General features: G+C 61.1%; 18 protein-coding genes. 9 read left to right on the top strand and 9 right to left on the bottom strand.

The features are described from left to right. Window positions 1–34: 34 nt before the first annotated feature. The 4 genes from PSH66_RS07725 to rpoE all read right to left on the bottom strand — a co-directional run bounded on the left by PSH66_RS07725 (window position 35) and on the right by rpoE (window position 3,889). Window positions 35–1,474, bottom strand: coding sequence for a DegQ family serine endoprotease (locus PSH66_RS07725; RefSeq protein WP_003172481.1), 1,440 nt, complete (start codon window positions 1,472–1,474; stop codon window positions 35–37). A 234-nt stretch (window positions 1,475–1,708) separates the two neighbouring features. Next, a complete protein-coding gene (locus PSH66_RS07720) occupies window positions 1,709–2,671 on the bottom strand; it encodes a MucB/RseB C-terminal domain-containing protein (protein WP_003172480.1) in 963 nt (320 codons plus the stop codon). Window positions 2,672–2,687: 16 nt separating this feature from the next. Then, window positions 2,688–3,275 (bottom strand): sigma-E factor negative regulatory protein, encoded by a 588-nt coding sequence (locus PSH66_RS07715; protein WP_003172479.1) that lies wholly within the window; start codon window positions 3,273–3,275, stop codon window positions 2,688–2,690. A gap of 32 nt (window positions 3,276–3,307) precedes the next feature. Beyond that, window positions 3,308–3,889 carry an RNA polymerase sigma factor RpoE gene (rpoE, locus tag PSH66_RS07710; protein WP_003172477.1) on the bottom strand — a complete coding sequence of 194 codons (582 nt, stop codon included), beginning with the start codon at window positions 3,887–3,889 and terminating at the stop codon, window positions 3,308–3,310. 462 nt (window positions 3,890–4,351) lie between these two features. Between rpoE and nadB the strand changes: the two genes are divergently transcribed. Beyond that, the gene (gene nadB, locus PSH66_RS07705) at window positions 4,352–5,968 is read left to right on the top strand and encodes an L-aspartate oxidase (RefSeq protein WP_078823613.1); all 1,617 of its coding nucleotides are present in this window, start codon (window positions 4,352–4,354) and stop codon (window positions 5,966–5,968) included. Here nadB and PSH66_RS07700 read toward each other — a convergent pair. Further along, entirely contained in the window at window positions 5,937–6,383 is a 447-nt protein-coding gene (locus tag PSH66_RS07700) for a hypothetical protein (RefSeq protein ID WP_042944327.1), read from the bottom strand. The genes nadB and PSH66_RS07700 overlap by 32 nt on opposite strands. Continuing rightward, window positions 6,367–6,621, bottom strand: coding sequence for a succinate dehydrogenase assembly factor 2 (locus tag PSH66_RS07695; protein WP_003172473.1), 255 nt, complete (start codon window positions 6,619–6,621; stop codon window positions 6,367–6,369). The genes PSH66_RS07700 and PSH66_RS07695 overlap by 17 nt, the downstream gene beginning before the upstream one ends. A 140-nt stretch (window positions 6,622–6,761) precedes the next feature. On the opposite strand from PSH66_RS07695, the gene PSH66_RS07690 reads away from it, so the two are divergent. Continuing rightward, entirely contained in the window at window positions 6,762–7,703 is a 942-nt protein-coding gene (locus tag PSH66_RS07690; protein ID WP_078823611.1) for a folate-binding protein YgfZ, read from the top strand. A 37-nt stretch (window positions 7,704–7,740) separates the two neighbouring features. Then, on the top strand, window positions 7,741–8,562 hold the full coding sequence (locus PSH66_RS07685; RefSeq protein ID WP_003172471.1) for an HDOD domain-containing protein: 822 nt from the start codon (window positions 7,741–7,743) through the stop codon (window positions 8,560–8,562). On the opposite strand, the gene PSH66_RS07680 is transcribed toward PSH66_RS07685, so the two are convergent. Continuing rightward, on the bottom strand, window positions 8,563–9,948 hold the full coding sequence (locus PSH66_RS07680; protein WP_003172470.1) for a sensor histidine kinase: 1,386 nt from the start codon (window positions 9,946–9,948) through the stop codon (window positions 8,563–8,565). It lies immediately after the preceding gene. Next, complete coding sequence (locus PSH66_RS07675; RefSeq protein ID WP_003172468.1) at window positions 9,941–10,612, bottom strand: response regulator; 672 nt, start codon at window positions 10,610–10,612, stop codon at window positions 9,941–9,943. Before PSH66_RS07675 ends, PSH66_RS07680 begins: the two co-directional genes overlap by 8 nt. A gap of 235 nt (window positions 10,613–10,847) precedes the next feature. Here PSH66_RS07675 and PSH66_RS07670 point away from each other — a divergent pair, with 235 nt between their 5' ends. The 5 genes from PSH66_RS07670 to PSH66_RS07650 all read left to right on the top strand — a co-directional run bounded on the left by PSH66_RS07670 (window position 10,848) and on the right by PSH66_RS07650 (window position 16,226). Then, window positions 10,848–12,140, top strand: coding sequence for an OprD family porin (locus tag PSH66_RS07670; RefSeq protein WP_003172467.1), 1,293 nt, complete (start codon window positions 10,848–10,850; stop codon window positions 12,138–12,140). 34 nt (window positions 12,141–12,174) lie between these two features. Beyond that, window positions 12,175–13,158 carry a tripartite tricarboxylate transporter substrate binding protein gene (locus PSH66_RS07665; RefSeq protein ID WP_003172466.1) on the top strand — a complete coding sequence of 328 codons (984 nt, stop codon included), beginning with the start codon at window positions 12,175–12,177 and terminating at the stop codon, window positions 13,156–13,158. Window positions 13,159–13,221: 63 nt separating this feature from the next. Continuing rightward, window positions 13,222–13,680 (top strand): tripartite tricarboxylate transporter TctB family protein, encoded by a 459-nt coding sequence (locus PSH66_RS07660; RefSeq protein WP_003172465.1) that lies wholly within the window; start codon window positions 13,222–13,224, stop codon window positions 13,678–13,680. 1 nt (window position 13,681) lies between these two features. After that, the gene (locus PSH66_RS07655; RefSeq protein ID WP_003172464.1) at window positions 13,682–15,196 is read left to right on the top strand and encodes a tripartite tricarboxylate transporter permease; all 1,515 of its coding nucleotides are present in this window, start codon (window positions 13,682–13,684) and stop codon (window positions 15,194–15,196) included. After that, window positions 15,189–16,226 carry an AbrB family transcriptional regulator gene (locus PSH66_RS07650; protein ID WP_003172463.1) on the top strand — a complete coding sequence of 346 codons (1,038 nt, stop codon included), beginning with the start codon at window positions 15,189–15,191 and terminating at the stop codon, window positions 16,224–16,226. Before PSH66_RS07655 ends, PSH66_RS07650 begins: the two co-directional genes overlap by 8 nt. A 319-nt stretch (window positions 16,227–16,545) precedes the next feature. Here the strand turns inward: PSH66_RS07650 and ung are convergent, their stop codons facing one another. Continuing rightward, window positions 16,546–17,238 carry a uracil-DNA glycosylase gene (gene ung / locus PSH66_RS07645; RefSeq protein WP_141065057.1) on the bottom strand — a complete coding sequence of 231 codons (693 nt, stop codon included), beginning with the start codon at window positions 17,236–17,238 and terminating at the stop codon, window positions 16,546–16,548. Between the two features lie 136 nt (window positions 17,239–17,374). On the opposite strand from ung, the gene PSH66_RS07640 reads away from it, so the two are divergent. After that, complete coding sequence (locus tag PSH66_RS07640; RefSeq protein ID WP_305428664.1) at window positions 17,375–18,487, top strand: enoyl-CoA hydratase/isomerase family protein; 1,113 nt, start codon at window positions 17,375–17,377, stop codon at window positions 18,485–18,487. Window positions 18,488–18,548 lie beyond the last annotated feature (61 nt).

Raw genomic sequence — 18,548 nt, 5'->3', positions numbered from 1 at the left:
TAACGAAGGCGGGGCTTTTTATTGGGCTGGAGGGTTACTCAGCCAGTTTGAAGGTGATGAAGCTGGCACGCCCCTCACGCAACACACGCATCGACACCGAACGGTTCTTCGGCAACGCCTTGGCGATGTCGGTGAACTGCTTGGTGGTCTCAATCGCCTGATTGTTCAGGTGGGTGATCACGTCGCCCGGCTGCAGGCCGATCAAGGCGGCAGGACCGTCCTGCACTTCCTTGATCACAACGCCGCTCTTGAGGTCGAACGTCTTCTTCTGCTCGTCGGTCAACTCGGCCACGGCGATGCCCAGGCGGTTGCTGCTGCGCTCTGCGCCCGGCTTGGTGTTACCCAAAGCGTCCAGGGTCGCGCCCTCTTCAGGAATGGCACCGACGGTGAGTTCCACATTCTGGCGCTTGCCGTCACGGATCACTTCCAGCTTGGCTTTGCTGCCCGCCTTGAGCGCACCGACCAGGTGTGGCAGGTCTGCCGACATGATGATCGGCTGGCCGTTCATGCTCAGGATCACGTCACCTACCTGCAGGCCGCCCTTGGCAGCCGGACCGCCATCCTGGATCTGCGCAACCAAGGCGCCGGCGGGCTTGTCGAGGCCGAAGGACTCAGCGAGGTCCTTGTTCACTTCCTGGATCACTACACCCAACCAGCCACGGCTGACTTTCCCACCGCTTTTGAGCTGATTGGAAACGTCCATGGCCACGTCGATCGGGATAGCGAACGACACGCCCATGAAACCGCCGGAGCGGGTGTAGATCTGCGAGTTGATACCCACCACTTCGCCCGCCAGGTTAAACAACGGACCACCGGAGTTGCCCGGGTTGATCGGCACGTCGGTCTGGATGAACGGCACATAGTTTTCATTGGGCAGGCTGCGGCCGATGGCGCTGACAATGCCCTGGGTCACGGTATGGTCAAAACCAAACGGCGAACCGATGGCGACGACCCACTGCCCGGCCTTCAGATCCTGGGACTTGCCCAGCTTCAGCACCGGCAAGTCCTTGCCTTCGATTTTCAACAACGCCACGTCGGAACGCGGGTCAGTGCCCACCAGCTTGGCTTTCAGCTCGCTGCGGTCGGCCAGGCGCACCAGGATCTCGTCGGCGTCGGCAATCACGTGATTGTTGGTGAGGATGTAGCCATCCGGTGAAATGATGAAGCCCGAGCCCAGGGACTGCGCCTCACGCTGACCGCCACCACCGCCACGAGGGGCACGCGGTTGAGGCATGCCTCGTTCGAAGAACTCGCGCAGCATCGGCGGCAGGCCTTCCAGGTCTGGCATCTGCTGGTTCGAGACTTTGCGATCCGGCAGCTTTTGCGTGGTACTGATGTTCACCACGGCAGGCGAGGCTTGCTCAACCAGTTGGGTAAAGTCAGGCAACTCGACCGCTTGCGCGGTCACAGCCTGGCCCAGCACCAGTACCGTGGCGACTATGGATAGGTAGTATTTCAAACGTGGTATCGACATACAGCTCCCGTTACGACGAGCAGGGTTGAGCGACAGGGTTCAGGAAACGCCGGAAACTGCGACCGACGTCTTTGTTCCGCGAACAAGACAAGGCCAGAGCCGACAAGCCCTGACCTATAAAAAACATGAGAGGTTTTTGCAAGTGAAAATGCTGATCCAGACATTTCATGCTCTCGGTAGCCTGGTTGGCGTAGAGCCAAGGTGAAAGAGCAGGATGAACATAGGATTAACACCTCACGGTTTGGTGGGTGCCTTTTTCTCACCACGCACCGACAGCGCGATGCGTTCGGCGGTACCGATAGGAATTTCGCCCACCACCGTCACCATCATTTCGCCATCCACCGTATTCAAACGTCGGGACACCGCCACCGTCGGGCCCAGTTGCGTGCGAGTTTCGGTCACGCTCACATCACTGATGGGCTCAAGAAACACCGAGAATCGAGCCAATCCATCTTCATACATCAGGCTGTCGACTGTCGCTTTGGTATGGATGTCTTTACGGGCACTGCTGTTGGTCAACTGAAACCCCGGCGGCAACCACTCCAGATGCCAGGTCTCGGCGGGCTCAACTGCTGGGGCCTGGCTGTCGACCACGGAAATAGGTACGCATTCCTTGCTGGGCAGCAAGTCGCGATCATCAGGCACCGTAGACGTGTTCAAACGTGTGAACTGGAAACGCTCCAGCAACTGCCCCTGATCATTGAGCAACAGGGACTTGAGCGGCAGTGCGGTATCACGATCCAGATGCAGCTCAAAACCATAACGGTATTGATCACGCGGCGTGATCGACACAATGACCGCATTACGACCGGCCACGCGGGACTTGCCGATGACGGCCAGTTCATAGAATTGATTGAGTTTCTGTGGGTCAAGCACACGTGAGGAGTCGTCACGCGAATTGCCCAAGCCGGCCACAAGGGTGCCGCTGACGCATTGGGTTCGGCCATCTACCCGCACGACTTCCTGGGCAGATCCATCAAGCTGCAAAAGCCGCTCGCGGACTCGACCATCCTGGACGCGATGCCAGATGTCATGGGTAGAAAAACTACCATTACGCTCGTAGACGAACGTACCTTGAAAGCTTTGTTGTTGCTCTGCTCGCCCAAGCCGTGTCAGCCAGTCTTGGGCCTCGTCGGCATGGGCGGGGAGTGCAAACCAGCCACTGAGCAAAAGCGTAAGGAGCGGTATGGCGCGCATAGAGCCCCTTAACGGATCAACGATTTTCCAGGCTTGCAGCACGTGCGTATGGCAGAGCGCTTTCAGTGCCTTTCAAAGCCGATTCCTGTGCATGTTGGCGCAGGTAGCCCGGAAGACGCTGGTCCTGCCACCCGGATTGCCCTTGCAACACACCGTTAGCCATAGGGCCGGTGGTATCGGAGCTTTCCTTGTAGCCGGCCAAGACCGCTGGGCCTTTGACTTGCGGACCGGCCATGACCGGTTGCTGAGTCTGCTGGGCCAGTTCGGCACCGGCGATTTCATCCTGGTTGTACAGGCGAACACCGGCCAGTACGGCAACAGTTACCGAGGCAGCGACCGCCAGACGACCCAGGCTACGCCATGGACCACGAGCAGCTTTTGCCGGAACGGCTTCATCAGCCAGTGCAGCAGAAACGGCCGCAGCAATATCCAGACGAGGGATTAGAAGATCCTTGTGCATCACCGCCCGAGCGACTTGGTAACGAGACCAGGTATCACGGGTTTCGGCATCATCAAATGCATTGAGCACTCGACGAAGTTCCAGTTCATCCGCTTCGTTATCCATCACTGCGGACAGCGATTCCTGCAGGGCATCACGACTCATGGCGGTTCCTCTCTTGGCTGTCGCCGCTGTCTCTAGTTTTCCTGCAACAACGGTTGCAAGGCTTTATCGATGGCTTCCCGGGCCCGGAAAATCCGTGACCTTACAGTCCCCACCGGACACTGCATGACGCTCGCAATGTCTTCGTAACTCAGACCATCGAATTCACGTAAAGTTAACGCCGTACGCAAATCTTCTGGCAGTTGCTGAATCGTGCGATGAACGGTGCCTTCGATCTCGTCGCGCAGCAATGCACGCTCCGGCGACTCGAGATCTTTGAGGCCGTGGTCTCCATCGTAAAATTCAGCGTCTTCTGAACTTACATCGCTATCCGGTGGGCGGCGCCCGCGTGACACCAGATAGTTCTTCGCCGTGTTGATGGCGATGCGGTACAGCCACGTGTAAAACGCACTGTCACCGCGGAAATTGCCCAGTGCACGGTACGCCTTGATAAAGGCTTCCTGTGCAACGTCCTGCGCTTCATGGGTGTCGTGCACGAACCGCACGATCAACCCGAGAATTTTGTGCTGGTATTTCAGCACTAGCAGATCAAATGCTCGCTTGTCGCCGCGTTGTACGCGCTCAACCAGCTGCTGATCCTCTTCCTGGGTTAGCATGAACACTCCTCGTTGTACTTGAAGGAGGCTTGCATAACTAAACGATCAGGCTTGCAAACATAGACTCGGACTTTTCGCAAAAGTTCTCCCCCTTCAAGCAAGTTTCCGGCATGCACTGATTTGGCACACACGAAAAACGCAGCACGGGCAACGCCGGCTGCGCGAATAATCTTGTCGCCGGTTTCTGACGCGTCCAATGCTCCCGACGGGCCAATAAACTCAACATTTCCCAGCTTTCAGGCAACCTGCTATTGAGTCGGGGCTTATGCAAAAAGTTCCCGCGTCAATCACCAGTCGATTTACCCAAGCTGCGCACCGTAATCTCACATTGCCACGAATGCACGGCTATTGTGCCGCTCCCCCCCTCTATATACTAGTGGCCCGTGTGACCCTTTGATTCGCCGATCCAGGCCTCCTGTTTGCGCCACCCCCCTTCGGATCGCTTTTTGCGGAATCCTTCAAATGAGCCAACAGTTTCAACACGATGTTTTGGTGATCGGCAGCGGCGCAGCCGGCTTGAGTCTTGCGCTGACGCTGCCCGGCCACCTGCGCATTGCCGTATTGAGCAAAGGCGACCTGGCCAATGGCTCGACCTTCTGGGCCCAGGGCGGGGTCGCCGCCGTGCTGGACGACACCGACACGGTGCAATCCCACGTCGAAGACACGCTCAACGCCGGCGGTGGCCTGTGCAACGAGGACGCGGTGCGCTTTACCGTCGAGCATAGCCGCGAGGCGATCCAATGGCTGATCGACCAAGGCGTGCCATTCACCCGCGATGAACACGCCAGCGCCGACGACGGCGGTTTCGAATTCCACCTGACACGTGAGGGCGGCCACAGCCATCGCCGTATCATCCATGCCGCCGACGCCACCGGCGCGGCGATTTTCAAGACCTTGCTCGACCAGGCTCGCCAACGCCCCAACATCGAATTACTGGAACAGCGCGTTGCAGTCGACCTGATCACCGAAAAACGCCTGGGCCTGCCGGGCGAACGCTGCCTCGGCGCCTACGTGCTCAACCGCACCAGCGGCGAAGTCGACACCTACGGCGCACGCTTCACTATTCTGGCCTCGGGTGGCGCGGCCAAGGTCTACCTCTATACCAGCAACCCCGACGGCGCCTGCGGCGATGGCATCGCCATGGCCTGGCGCTCGGGCTGCCGGGTGGCCAACCTGGAGTTCAACCAGTTCCACCCCACCTGCCTGTATCACCCGCAGGCCAAGAGTTTCCTGATCACTGAAGCGCTGCGCGGCGAAGGTGCGCACCTGAAACTGCCGAATGGCGAACGCTTCATGCAGCGCTTCGACCCGCGCGCCGAACTGGCTCCGCGCGATATCGTCGCCCGCGCCATCGACCATGAAATGAAGCGCCTGGGTATCGACTGCGTGTACCTGGACATCAGCCACAAACCCGAAGCCTTCATCAAGACCCACTTCCCCACCGTTTACGAGCGCTGCCTGACCTTCAACATCGATATCACCAAAGGTCCGATCCCCGTGGTCCCGGCCGCGCACTACACCTGCGGCGGCGTGGTGGTCGACCAGCACGGCCGCACCGATGTGCCGGGCCTGTACGCAATTGGCGAAACCAGCTTCACCGGTCTGCACGGTGCCAATCGCATGGCCAGCAACTCGCTGCTTGAATGTTTCGTCTACGCCCGCTCGGCCGCGGCGGATATTCTCGAACAACTGCCGCACATCCCGGTGCCGGCCGCCCTGCCCCGCTGGGACGCCAGCCAAGTGACCGACTCGGACGAAGACGTGATCATCGCCCACAACTGGGATGAGCTGCGACGCTTCATGTGGGACTACGTCGGGATCGTGCGTACCAACAAGCGCCTGCAGCGCGCCCAGCACCGGGTACGCTTGCTGCTGGATGAAATCGACGAGTTCTACAGCAACTACAAAGTCAGCCGCGACCTGATCGAGCTGCGCAACCTGGCCCAGGTGGCCGAGCTGATGATCCGTTCGGCCATGGAACGCAAGGAAAGCCGGGGTCTGCATTACACCCTCGACTACCCGCAGATGCTGCCCGAAGCACGCGACACTATTCTGGTGCCAACCACCTACGCCGGCTGAACTTCAGGCGTATCCGCAGGCGCCGGTGCAGATCGGCGACCTGTGCGTCGCAAGGTACGCAGATCGAGCGCACGCGCCATTCACCCGGCACTCGATAGCGCAGCACCACCATCAGCGGCAACGCCAGGCTGTCAGGGCGCAACTGCACGCCGTGCCAGCCGCGCTCAGCGCTGAACAGTTGCCAGCCCGCCTCATCACGGCGCAGGCCTCGAATCGATGAACGATGCGTCAGCAGGACATGCCGTGGCAACACCCAAGCGGCATGCGCCAGGCACACCAGCACACCCAGGCTTGAGAACGGCACATCGATAAACAACCACGCACCCAGCGCGAACAACTGGGCAAGCAGATACGCCACCAGCAGCAGCCGCGAGGCCTGCCAGCGGCATTCAAAATGATTACTTGGGCTGGACACGATCCAGGATCATCCGAACCATGCGCTGCAGCTCCGGGTCTTCAGACTCGGCACGCTCCATGAACCAGCCGAACATGTCCTGGTCTTCACATTCCAGCAGCCGAACATAAAGGTCGCGATCCACCTCATTGAGCGTCGCGTACACCTCTTTGGTGAAAGGCACCAACAACACGTCCAGCTCCAGCATGCCACGACGGCTGTGCCAGTAGAGGCGATTGATTTCTACTTCTTCGACCATGGAACGCTCCTCAAATAGCGCGCCAGTATACAGGCCCGACTGCGAGGGAACACTCGGCTTTGGTCGCCCCATCTGGAAACTATCCATTTGCCGGGCGCCCCTCTATGATGCACCCATGACTTTTTGACCTGCGATGACCCATGGCCGACTCTGCTTTCTTCTGTCCCCTGTCCCACGAAGGCGTTCTCGCCGTCCGCGGCGCCGACGCTGCCAAGTTCCTGCAGGGCCAACTGACCTGCAACCTCAATTACCTGAGCGATACCCAGGCCAGCCTCGGTGCGCGCTGCACGCAAAAAGGTCGCATGCAGTCGAGCTTTCGCATCGTATTGCAAGGTGATGGTGTGTTGCTGGCCATGGCCAGCGAGCTGCTGGAACCCCAACTGGCTGACCTGAAAAAGTATGCCGTGTTCTCCAAATCCAAACTCACCGACGAAAGCGCCGCCTGGGTGCGTTTCGGTGTAGCCAATGGCGATCACCTGCTCACCGGGCTTGGCCTTGGGCTACCCGCCGAGACCGACAGCGTCGCCCGCGCCGAACACCTGATCGCCATTCGTGTTTCCCCCGGCCGCGCCGAACTCTGGGTGCCTGCCGAAAGCGCCGACACCGTGCGCAGCCAGTTGGCCGCACACTTGGACGAAGCCCCTCTGAATGACTGGCTGCTGGGCCAGATCCGCGCCGGCATCGGCCAGGTCATGCCGCAGACCCGCGAACTGTTCATCCCGCAGATGCTCAACCTGCAAGCCGTGGGCGGCGTCAGCTTCAAGAAGGGCTGCTACACAGGCCAGGAAATCGTCGCGCGCATGCAGTACCTGGGCAAACTCAAGCGCCGCCTGTATCGCTTGAAACTCGATGCAGCCCAGATGCCCGAGCCAGGTACACCGTTGTTTTCCCCCAGCCATAACAGTGCAATCGGCGAAGTGGTGATTGCCGCAAAAGCTGACCTGTCGATTGAACTTCTGGCAGTCTTGCAGGCCGAAGCAGCCGATAGTGGCGATGTGCACCTAGGCACACTCGAAGGTCCCGGCCTGCATCTGCTCGAACTGCCTTACACACTCGACCGCGATCGAGAGATCCAGCGTTAATCGCCGTACCTTTTTTGCAACACCCTAGAGAACATGAATGAACAAGCTGGAGGAAAGAGTCCAACAGGCTTTGATCAAGGCCATCGACAACGATGACCTGGTTCTGCCGACATTGCCGGAAGTGGCCCTGAACATCCGTCAGGCCGCCGAGAACCCGGAAATCAGCATCAGCCATTTGAGCAAAGTGATCGGTCGCGACACCGCGCTGTCTGCACGCCTGATCAAAGTGGTCAACAGCCCACTGCTGCGTGCGACCCAGGAAGTCACCGACCTGCACACCGCGATCACACGGCTGGGCACCAACTACAGCAGCAACCTGGCCATCGGCCTGGTGATGGAACAGATCTTCCACGCCCGCTCCGAAACCGTTGAACAAAAGATGCGCGATGTGTGGCGCCGCAGCCTGGAGGTGGCGGGCGTCAGTTACGCCCTGTGCCGCAGCCACAGCCAGCTCAAGCCGGACCAGGCAGCGTTGGGCGGCCTGGTGCACCAGATCGGCGTGCTGCCGATCCTCACCTACGCCGAAGACCATTACGAACTGCTTTCAGACCCGGTCAGCCTCAACCATGTGATCGACAGCATCCACCCGGTGCTGGGTGACAAACTGCTCAGTGGCTGGGACTTTCCGGAAATGCTGGCCAAACTGCCGGGCCAGTACCTGAACCTGGAGCGCGACTCCGCCAGCCTCGACTATATCGACCTGGTACAGATCGCCATGCTGTATTGCCATCGCGGTACAGAGCACCCGCTGGCAAGAGTGGATGTCTCAAGCGTGCCGGCGATGAAGAAACTGAAAATTGATCCCTACAGCGAGAAGCTGCGCATCGAGCTGGATGAAGCACGCTCGATGTTTTATTGATCAACCGGCGATAAAACTCACCCGCACCTTCAACCCCGCCCGCTCGCCATCGTGCAGGCTGATCTGCGCCAGGTGCGCCCGACAGATTTCACCGACAATCGCCAGCCCCAGGCCAGTACCCATGCCTTGCTGGCTGCGCCGATAGAAGCGCTCGAACACCCGGTCGCGTTCGTCCGCCGGAATCCCCGGCCCGTCATCCTCCACTTCCAGCACCGCCGGCGCCGTTACTCGCAGAATCACGTTGCCGCCGGGCGGCGTGTGCGCCAGAGCGTTGTCCACCAGGTTACTCAGCAACTCGTTAAGCAGCGTCGGCTCGCCGCGCAGCCACACCGGCTCGTCAGCCTCCAGCGCCAACGCCACACCGCGCGCATGCGCCAGGGGCGCCATGGCCATGCCCAGCTCGCGGGCCAATTGACTCAAATCCAGCAACTGCGCGCCACCCTCGGCAATGGCCCGGGCGCCGTTTTCGATGCGGGCCAGGGACAGCAATTGGTTGGCCAGGTGGGTCAGCCGATCAGTGCCTTGGGCGGCAGTTTCCAGAGTGCTGCGCCACGTGACGGGGTCTTCAGCGCGCAAGCCCAGCTCCAGCCGAGCCTTGAGCGCCGCCAATGGCGTGCGCAGCTCATGGGCGGCATCGGCAATAAACTGCGCCTGGCGTTCGAACTGGCCGCGCAGGCGTTCGGTGAAGTGATTGAGGGAGCGCACCAACGGCCCGAATTCATGCTGCACCTCCACCAGCGGCAACGGCCGCAGGTCGTCGGGCTGACGCTCTTCCACCGCCGTGCGCAGGCGCTCCAGCGGGCGCAGCGCAGCACTCACGGCAAACCACACCAGCAGCAACGCGCCGATGGCGAGCATGCCCAGGCGCAGCAAGGTGTCAGCCATCAGGCTGCGGGCCATGCTCACCCGCGCTTCATCGGTTTCGGCCACGCGGATTTCCGCCATGCCGTTCATGTTCGGTTCGGAAACGGCCTTCAGCAAGCTTACTACCCGCACTTGCTGACCCTGATACTTGGCGTTGTAAAACCGCGCCAGCGCCGGATAGTCATCAGTTCGCGGCGTGCCGGGCGGCGGCCCAGGCAGGTTCTCGTAGCCAGAGATCAGCTTCTGGTGGATGTCATTGACCTGGTAATAGATGCGCCCGGCACTGTCGTAGGCGAAGGTGTCCAGGGCCACATAGGGCACGTTGGCGCTGAGGGTACCGTCCACCTGGGTCAGGCCCGCGGCGATGGTCCGCGCCGAGGCCAGCAAGGTGCGGTCATAGGCGGTGTCGGCGGCTTCGCGCCCGTTCCAATAGGCACTCATGCCGCTGGCCAGCATCAACAACACCAGCAGCAGCGCCAGGTTCCACAGCAGGCGCCAGCGCAGGCTGCTGGGCTTATGCATCGCGGGCTTCCAGCAGGTAGCCGAGGCCGCGGAAGGTCACGATGGCGATGGGCTGGCCGTCGAGTTTCTTACGCAGGCGGTGCACGTAGATTTCGATGGCGTCCGGGCTGGCCTCTTCGTCCAGGCCGAACACCTGAGAGGCGAGCTGCTCCTTGCTCATCACCCGGCCTGGGCGGGCAATCAAGGCTTCCAGCACGGCTTGCTCGCGGGAGGTCAGCGTCATCAACTCGCCGCCCACGGTGAACCGTCGCGTGTCGAGGTCGTATACCAGCACACCGCAGGTCTGTTGGCGCTCGCCGCCCAGTACGCTGCGGCGCAGCAGCGCCTTGACCCGCGCCTCCAGTTCCGTCAACTCGAACGGCTTGGCCAGGTAGTCATCGGCGCCCAGGTTCAGGCCATGCACGCGGTCTTTCACGTCACTGCGTGCGGTCAGCATCAACACCGGCAGATTTTTCCCACGCGCCCGTAAGCGCGCCAGCACCTCGAAACCATCCATGCGCGGCAGGCCCACGTCGAGGATGGCGACCGCGTAATCCTCACTGCTCAAGGCCAGGTCCGCGGCCACGCCATCGTGCAGCACGTCAACGGTCAAACCCGTGCTCTTGAGCGCCTGGGCGACACTTTCGGCGAGCTGCAGGTGGTCTTCAACCAAGAGGACACGCATGGATTTCTACCTCGTTCAGGGGTGGTCGGCGCCACGCTTTGCCGGGCAGTTTACAGGCGCCGCCTGGCCTGTGAAGCCCGAAAACATTGAAAGGCGATTGAAAGGTTAGTGAAAGCTTCGCCCTTTAGCATCCAGACACGGTAGACCCTGCCTGCCCAGCTACCTCAACCGTAGCGCCCGAAAAACGCCTCGATGCGTTTTCGTCAAAATAAGAACAATAACGGAGTGCACCACGATGCTGTCGACACAGCCCCAGGCTTGTCCGCCTGTTCGTTTTTCCCGCCTGACCCAGACCGCCTTCGCCAGTGCCGCTGCCCTTGCCGGCTTTTCGCCGCTTAGCCAGGCTGCCTTCTTCGAAGACAGTAGCGCGACCCTGGAAACCCGCAACATGTACTTCAACCGCGACTTTCGCGATGGCACCAGTGCCCAGCAATCCAAGCGCGACGAATGGGCTCAGGGCTTCATGCTCAACCTGCAATCGGGCTACACCGACGGCACCGTCGGTTTTGGCGTGGATGCGCTGGGCATGCTCGGCGTCAAGCTCGACTCCAGCCCCGACCGCACCGGCACCGGCCTGCTGCCCACCCACGACGATGGCCGCGCCGCCGACGAGTATTCCAAGCTGGGGTTGACCGGCAAAGTGAAAATTTCCGCCACCGAGCTGAAAATCGGCTCGCTGATGCCTGAACTGCCGATTCTCAAGCCCAACGACGGGCGCATTCTGCCGCAGACGTTCAATGGTGGCCTGCTGACCTCCAAGGAGTTCAAGAACCTGACGTTCACCGGCGGCCGCCTGGACAAGGCCAAGGACCGCGACGACAGCAATTACGAAGACATCGCGCTCAATAACAAGAACAGCCGGTTTCTCAGCGGTGCCACTGGCAAACACTTCAACTTCGGTGGCGTGGACTACAAGTTCGCCGACAAGATTACCGGCAGCTACCACTTCGCCCAGCTCGACGACGTGTACCGCCAGCACTTCCTCGGCCTGGTCGCCGCGCGCCCGATGGGCCCCGGCACCTTCGCCGCCGACCTGCGCCTGGCCATCAGCGATGACACCGGCGCGGCCCGTGGCGGCAAGATCGACAACACCTCCCTCAACGGCCTGTTCAGTTATGCCCTCAATGGCCACAAGCTCAGCGCCGGCTACCAGCACATGTCCGGCGACAGCGCCTTCCCGTATGTGGATGGCAGCGACCCGTACCTGGTCAACTTCGTGCAGATCAACGACTTTGCCGGCGCCGAGGAGCGTTCCTGGCAGGCGCGCTACGACTACGACTTCGCCAAGCTGGGCATTCCAGGCCTGAGCTTCATGAGCCGTTACCTGTCGGGTGACAACATCAAGCTCAAGAACGGCGACACCGGCAAAGAGTGGGAGCGCAACACCGAGATCAAGTACGTGGTGCAAACCGGTACGTTCAAGGACGTGGCCGTGCGCCTGCGCAATGCCACGTACCGCTCCAACTATTCGGCCCGTGACGCGGACGAAATGCGTGTGCTGGTCAGCTACAGCGTCGCCCTCTGGTAAGTAGAACCCCATAACAACAACGATGGAGATCACCATGACCCCTTCACTGCGTAAATTGGCCCTCGCCGCCGGCTGCGTGCTGTTCGCTGGCCAACTGCTGGCCGCCGATGAGCCCAAGCGTCCGGAATGCATCGCCCCGGCCTCCCCCGGCGGTGGTTTTGACCTGACCTGCAAACTGGCGCAAAGCGCGCTGGTCAACGAGAAGTTGCTGAGCAAACCGATGCGCGTGACCTACATGCCCGGCGGCGTGGGTGCGGTGGCCTACAACGCGGTGGTCGCGCAGCGCCCTGCGGATGGCGGCACCCTGGTGGCGTGGTCCAGCGGTTCGCTGTTGAACCTGGCCCAGGGCAAATTCGGACGTTTCGACGAAAGCGCCGTGCGCTGGTTGGCGGCGGTCGGCACCAGCTACGGCGCCATCGCGGTGAAAAGCGATTCGCCCTACAAGACCCTCGACGATCTCGTAAAAGCCTTGAAGAAAGATCCAGGCAGCGTGGTGATTGGTTCCGGCGGCACTGTCGGCAGCCAGGACTGGATGCAAACCGCGCTGATCGCCAAGGCCGCCGGGATCAACCCGCGCGAGTTGCGTTACGTGGCCCTTGAAGGCGGCGGCGAAATCGCCACGGCCCTGCTCGGTGGTCACATCCAGGTCGGCAGTACCGACATCTCCGACTCCATGCCGCACATTCTCAGCGGTGACATGCGCCTGCTGGCAGTGTTCTCCGAGAAGCGCCTGGACGAGCCGGAAATGAAGGACATCCCGACCGCCAAAGAGCAAGGCTACGACATCGTATGGCCGGTGGTGCGCGGTTTCTACCTGGGACCAAAAGTCAGCGATGCCGACTACGCCTGGTGGAAGGACGCCTTCGACAAACTGCTGGCCTCCGACGAGTTCGCCAAGCTGCGTGACCAGCGCGAGCTGTTCCCGTTCGCCATGACCGGCCCGGAACTGGACACCTACGTGAAGAAACAGGTGGCTGACTACAAAGTGCTGGCCAAAGAGTTCGGCCTGATCCAGTAAACGCCCCTCCTTTCTTGCGCGGCCACGTCCTCTTCCACAAGAGGCGTGGCCCAGGAGTTCGACATGCTCTTACAACGCATTTTTGCCGCTGTGCTGTTGCTGGCCTGTGCCGGCCTGGCACTGATGGCCTGGCCGTATCAGGCGGCGTTTTCCTACGAGCCGGTAGGGCCTCGTGCCTACCCGCTGTTGATGCTCGGGCTGATGAGCCTGGCGTTGATCTACATGCTGATTCGCCCGCAACCGACCAGGCACACCGAAGAGGAACCGGCGCTGGACCGCGACACCCTGGTCAAGATCGGCATCTGCGTTGGCCTGTTGATCGTGTTTGCCGCCTGCTTCGAACCGCTCGGCTTCATCCTCAGCAGCATGTTGATCGGTATTCCCATGGCGCGCCTGTATGGCGGTCGCTGGGTGCCCAGCGTAGTGATCATCAGCCTGATGGCCATCGGTCTTTATCTGCTGTTCGATAAGGTCATGGATGTTCCGCTGCCCCTCGGCCTGCTAGACGTTCTGGAGAACTGATATGGATACTTTCGGCTATTTGGGCCAGGGCTTCGGCGTTGCGCTGTCCCCTTACAACCTGATCACCGCGTTGTGCGGCACCCTGATCGGCACCGTGGTCGGCCTGTTGCCGGGGCTGGGCCCGATCAACGGCGTGGCGCTGTTGATCCCCATCGCGTTCGCCCTGGGCCTGCCGCCGGAGTCGGCGCTGATCCTGCTGGCGGCCGTGTACCTGGGCTGTGAATACGGCGGTCGTATCAGCTCGATCCTGCTGAACATCCCAGGCGAAGCGTCCACCGTGATGACCACCCTCGACGGTTACCCGATGGCCCGTAAAGGCCTGGCCGGCGTGGCGTTGTCGTTATCGGCGTGGAGTTCGTTCATCGGCGCGTTTATCGCCACCTGCGGCATGGTGCTGTTTGCTCCGTTGCTGGCCAAATGGGCGATTGCCTTTGGTCCGGCGGAATATTTCGTACTCATGGTGTTCGCGATTGTCTGCCTCGGTGGCATGGCCGGTGACAAGCCGCTGAAGACCTTCGTAGCAGCGCTGATCGGCCTGTTCCTCTCGGCGGTCGGCATCGACGCCAACAGCGGTGTGTACCGTTTTACCGGCGACAACATCCACCTCACCGACGGTATCCAGTTTGTCGTGCTGGTATTGGGCCTGTTCTCCATCAGCGAGATTCTGTTGCTGTTGGAAAAAACCCACCGTGGCCAGGAAGCGGTAAAAGCCACCGGACGCATGATGTTCAACCTGAAGGAAGCTTCTTCGGTATTCGTGGTTAACATCCGTTGCGGCGTGTTGGGCTTCATCATGGGCGTACTGCCGGGTGCCGGCGCGACGCTGGCTTCAGCCGTTGCCTATATGACCGAGAAACGCCTGGCCGGTGCCAGCGGCAAATTCGGCCAGGGCGATATGCGTGGCCTGGCGGCACCGGAAACCGCCATCGGTGCTTCGGCCTGTGGCGCCCTGGTGCCGATGCTGACCCTGGGTGTTCCAGGTTCGGGTACCACGGCGGTGATGATCGGCGCGCTGTCGCTGTACAACATCACCCCCGGCCCGCTGCTGTTCCAACAGCAACCGGACATCGTCTGGGGCCTGATCGCGTCGTTGTTTATCGCCAACATCATGCTGGTGATCCTCAACATTCCGATGATCCGCATCTTCACACGCATCCTCGCCGTACCAAACTGGGCGCTGGTGCCGGTGATCGCCATCATCACGGCGATCGGTGTGTACGCAGTGCACGCCACCACCTTCGACCTGTTCCTGATGGTCGGCATCGGTATCTTCGGCTACATCCTGCGCAAGCTGGACTTCCCACTGTCGCCGGTCCTGCTGGGCTTTATCCTCGGCGGCCTGATGGAACAGAACCTGCGCCGGGCGCTGTCGATTTCCAACGGGGCACTGGAAATTCTGTGGTCGAGCCCGATCACCTTTGGCGTCTGGGTGCTGACCGCGATCATGCTGCTTGTACCGCTGCTGCGTATCTGGCGTAAACGTGCGCTCCAGCGTCGTGCCTTGGCCGATGTCTGAGGTCACCTTTAAACATTGGTGGGCAACACCGCTGGTCGGCTTGGCCGGCGGTTACCTGGCCAGCCTCGTCGGCTGGCCGTTGCCGTATATGGTCGGCTCGCTGCTGGCGATCATCCTGGTGCGTTGCCTCACGCCGTGGCAGTTGGCCGAGATCCCCGGCGGGCGCAAATGCGGCCAATGGGTAGTGGGCATCGGCATCGGCCTGCATTTCACGCCGTTGGTGATCGAGCAGGTGATGAGCCACTTCGGCCTGATCTTCTTCGGCGCGCTGGTCACCAGCCTGTCGAGCGTGGTCGGCGTGTGGCTGATGCGCCGCAGCGGTGAAGACCGCGCCACCGCGTTTTTCTCCAGCATGCCGGGCGGCTCCGGCGAGATGGTCAACCTCGGCGCCCGCAATGGCGCGGTGCTCAGCCGTGTCGCGGCGGGCCAGAGTTTGCGGGTGCTGGTGGTGGTGCTGTGTGTGCCGGCGATCTTCAAGTATTTGCTGGGGGGCGGTGCGCCGCAGTTTCATCCCGCGCCGGTGAGCTGGGCGTGGCTGGCCTTGCTGTTTCCCGTCGGCGCGCTGGTGGCGTGGGGCTGGCAGCGTTTGCGTCAGCCAAACCCGTGGTTGTTCGGACCGTTGTTGGTCAGCGCCACCGCCAGTGTCGTGTGGGACCTGCACATCGGCCTGCCCGACGGCGGCAGCCAGATCGGCCAATGGCTGATCGGCAGCGGCCTGGGTTGCCACTTCAATCGTCAGTTCTTTCGCAGTGCGCCGTCGTTTCTGGGGCGTACCTTGATCGGCACGGCCTTGACCATGGCGCTGGCGACGCTGGCGGCGGTGGGCTTGAGCGCCCTCACCCACCTGGACCTGCGCTCGTTGACCTTGGGCATGATGCCCGGTGGCATTGCCGAGATGAGCCTTACGGCCGAGACCCTGCAACTGTCGGTGCCATTGGTGACGGCGATGCAGGTGATGAGGTTGTTGTTTGTGTTGTTTCTGGCGGAGCCGTTGTTCAGGCATTGGAACCGTCAGCCGGAAAAAATCTAAACCTTCAAGGCAGTTCAAATGTGGGAGGGCTTGCCCCCGATGGCCATAGGTATCTACACAACTTTAATAGAATGATGCGTAGCAGGGGGCGCTCAAGTTCTGTAGATACCAATGGCTATCGCAGCATGAGCCTCTACACCATTTTTAAAAGCTGAAAATCCGCCCGCTCACCACAACAGCCCATTCACCGTAGATTTTTCGCTCACCGGGAGTTGTGTAGATGCCTGCGCCCCGATAGCAGTAGCTCAGTTAAAGCATCCGTGCCTGATTCATCGCTATCGGGGGCAAGCCGCCCTTCCCACATTTGAATGTGCTTGGCCTAGAGCGGCGGCAACCGCCACTCAATCGGCGTCTCGCCATTCTGCTCAAGAAACTTGTTGGTGCGGCTGAAATGCCCGCAGCCCAAAAACCCGCGATACGCCGACAATGGCGACGGGTGCACCGACGTCAGTACCAGGTGCTTGGTGGCATCGATCAGCTTCTGCTTGCTCTGCGCATGGGCACCCCAGAGCAGGAACACCAGGTGCGGCTGATGCGCGCTGACCACTTCGATAATCCGATCGGTAAAGAACTGCCAGCCCTTGCCCGCATGGGCATTGGCGTTGGCGCGTTCCACGGTCATGGTGGTGTTGAGCATCAACACGCCCTGGTCGGCCCAGCTTTGCAGGTAGCCGTGGTTGGGAATGTCGATATTCAGGTCGCGCTTGAGTTCTTTATAGATATTGACCAGCGACGGCGGCGCCGGCACACCCGGTTGTACCGAGAAACACAGGCCATGGGCCTGGCCGGGACCGTGGTAAGGGTCCTGGCCGAGGATCACCACCTTGACCTTGTCCAGCGGGGTGGAATTGAGCGCGTTGAAGATCAGCGGGCCCGGCGGATAGATCTCTTTGCCGGCGGCATGTTCCTGGCGCAGGAATTCGCGCAGCTCACTCATGTAGGGCTTGTCGAACTCATCGCGCAGGGCGTGTTTCCAGCTGGGTTCGAGTTTGATACGGTCGCCTTCGGTCATGATCGAGTTGTCTTGTAAAAAATAATGAGGCGAACCCTAGGAAAGCCGGCCCCGGTTGTCAATTGATCTGACACACCACCGGCACTTTCCTGCCGAGCGATCATACTCATCCTTCACCTTCCCGATTGAGGTCACGATGAACCTGCACTTCGAAGAGCTGACCGGCAGCGACGGTGCCCGCATCGGCATCGCCAGCCTCGACGCTGAAAAGTCCCTCAATGCCCTGTCCCTGCCGATGATCCTGGCGCTGGGCGACCGTCTGGATGCCTGGGCCAAAGACCCGAACATCGTCTGCGTGCTATTGCGCGGCAACGGCCCCAAGGCCTTTTGCGCTGGTGGCGAAGTGCGCAGCCTGGCCCTGGCCTGCCGCGAACAACCCGGCGAGGTGCCCGCCCTGGCCGCGCAGTTCTTCGCGGCGGAATACCGTCTCGATTATCGCCTGCATACCTTCTCCAAACCGCTGATCTGCTGGGGCCACGGTTACGTATTGGGCGGCGGCATGGGCCTGCTGCAAAGCGCAGCGGTGCGGATCGTCACGCCGAGCAGCCGCTTGGCCATGCCCGAGATCAGCATCGGCCTCTACCCGGACGTGGGTGCCAGTTGGTTCCTCTCACGCCTGCCGGGCAAACTCGGCTTGTTCCTGGGCCTCACCGGAGCCCATGTCAACGGCCGTGACGCCCTGGACCTGGGCCTGGCCGACCGCTTCCTGCGCGACGACCAACAAGACGAACTGATCGAAGGCTTGCTGCAATTGAACTGGCAGGAACAGACCGCGATGCAGCTCAACAGCCTGTTCAAGGCCCTGGCCCAGGAAGCTGTCGATCAACTACCCGAGGCCCAATGGCTGCCGCGCCGGGCACAGATCGACGAGTGGCTGGACGTGGGTGACGTGCGCTCCGCCTGGCGCGCCTTGAGCCAATTGCGCGATCACGCCGACCCGCTGTTCAGCCGCGCCGGCAAGACACTCAGCGAAGGCTGCCCGCTGACCGCGCACCTGGTGTGGGAACAGATCCAGCGCGCCCGTCATTTGTCGCTGGCCCAGGTATTCCAGATGGAATACACCCTGAGCCTCAATTGCTGCCGTCACCCGGAGTTCAGCGAAGGGGTGCGTGCGCGGTTGATCGACAAGGACCAGACGCCCCGTTGGCATTGGCCGGATGTGCATACGCTCCCGGATGCGGTGGTGCAGGCGCACTTCAACAAAGCCTGGGAGGGCCGGCACCCGCTGGCGGATCTGTCCGACTACTGAAACCTTGGCATCGAGTAGGAGGCGGATTTACATCCGCCGTCCTCTCACACCACCGTACGTA

Source organism: Pseudomonas sp. FP597, from assembly GCF_030687435.1.
GTDB classification, from domain to species: Bacteria; Pseudomonadota; Gammaproteobacteria; order Pseudomonadales; family Pseudomonadaceae; genus Aquipseudomonas; species Aquipseudomonas lactucae.
The sequence above is the reverse complement of the archived record's forward strand: the minus strand, read 5'-3'. Positions and strand labels throughout refer to the sequence as shown.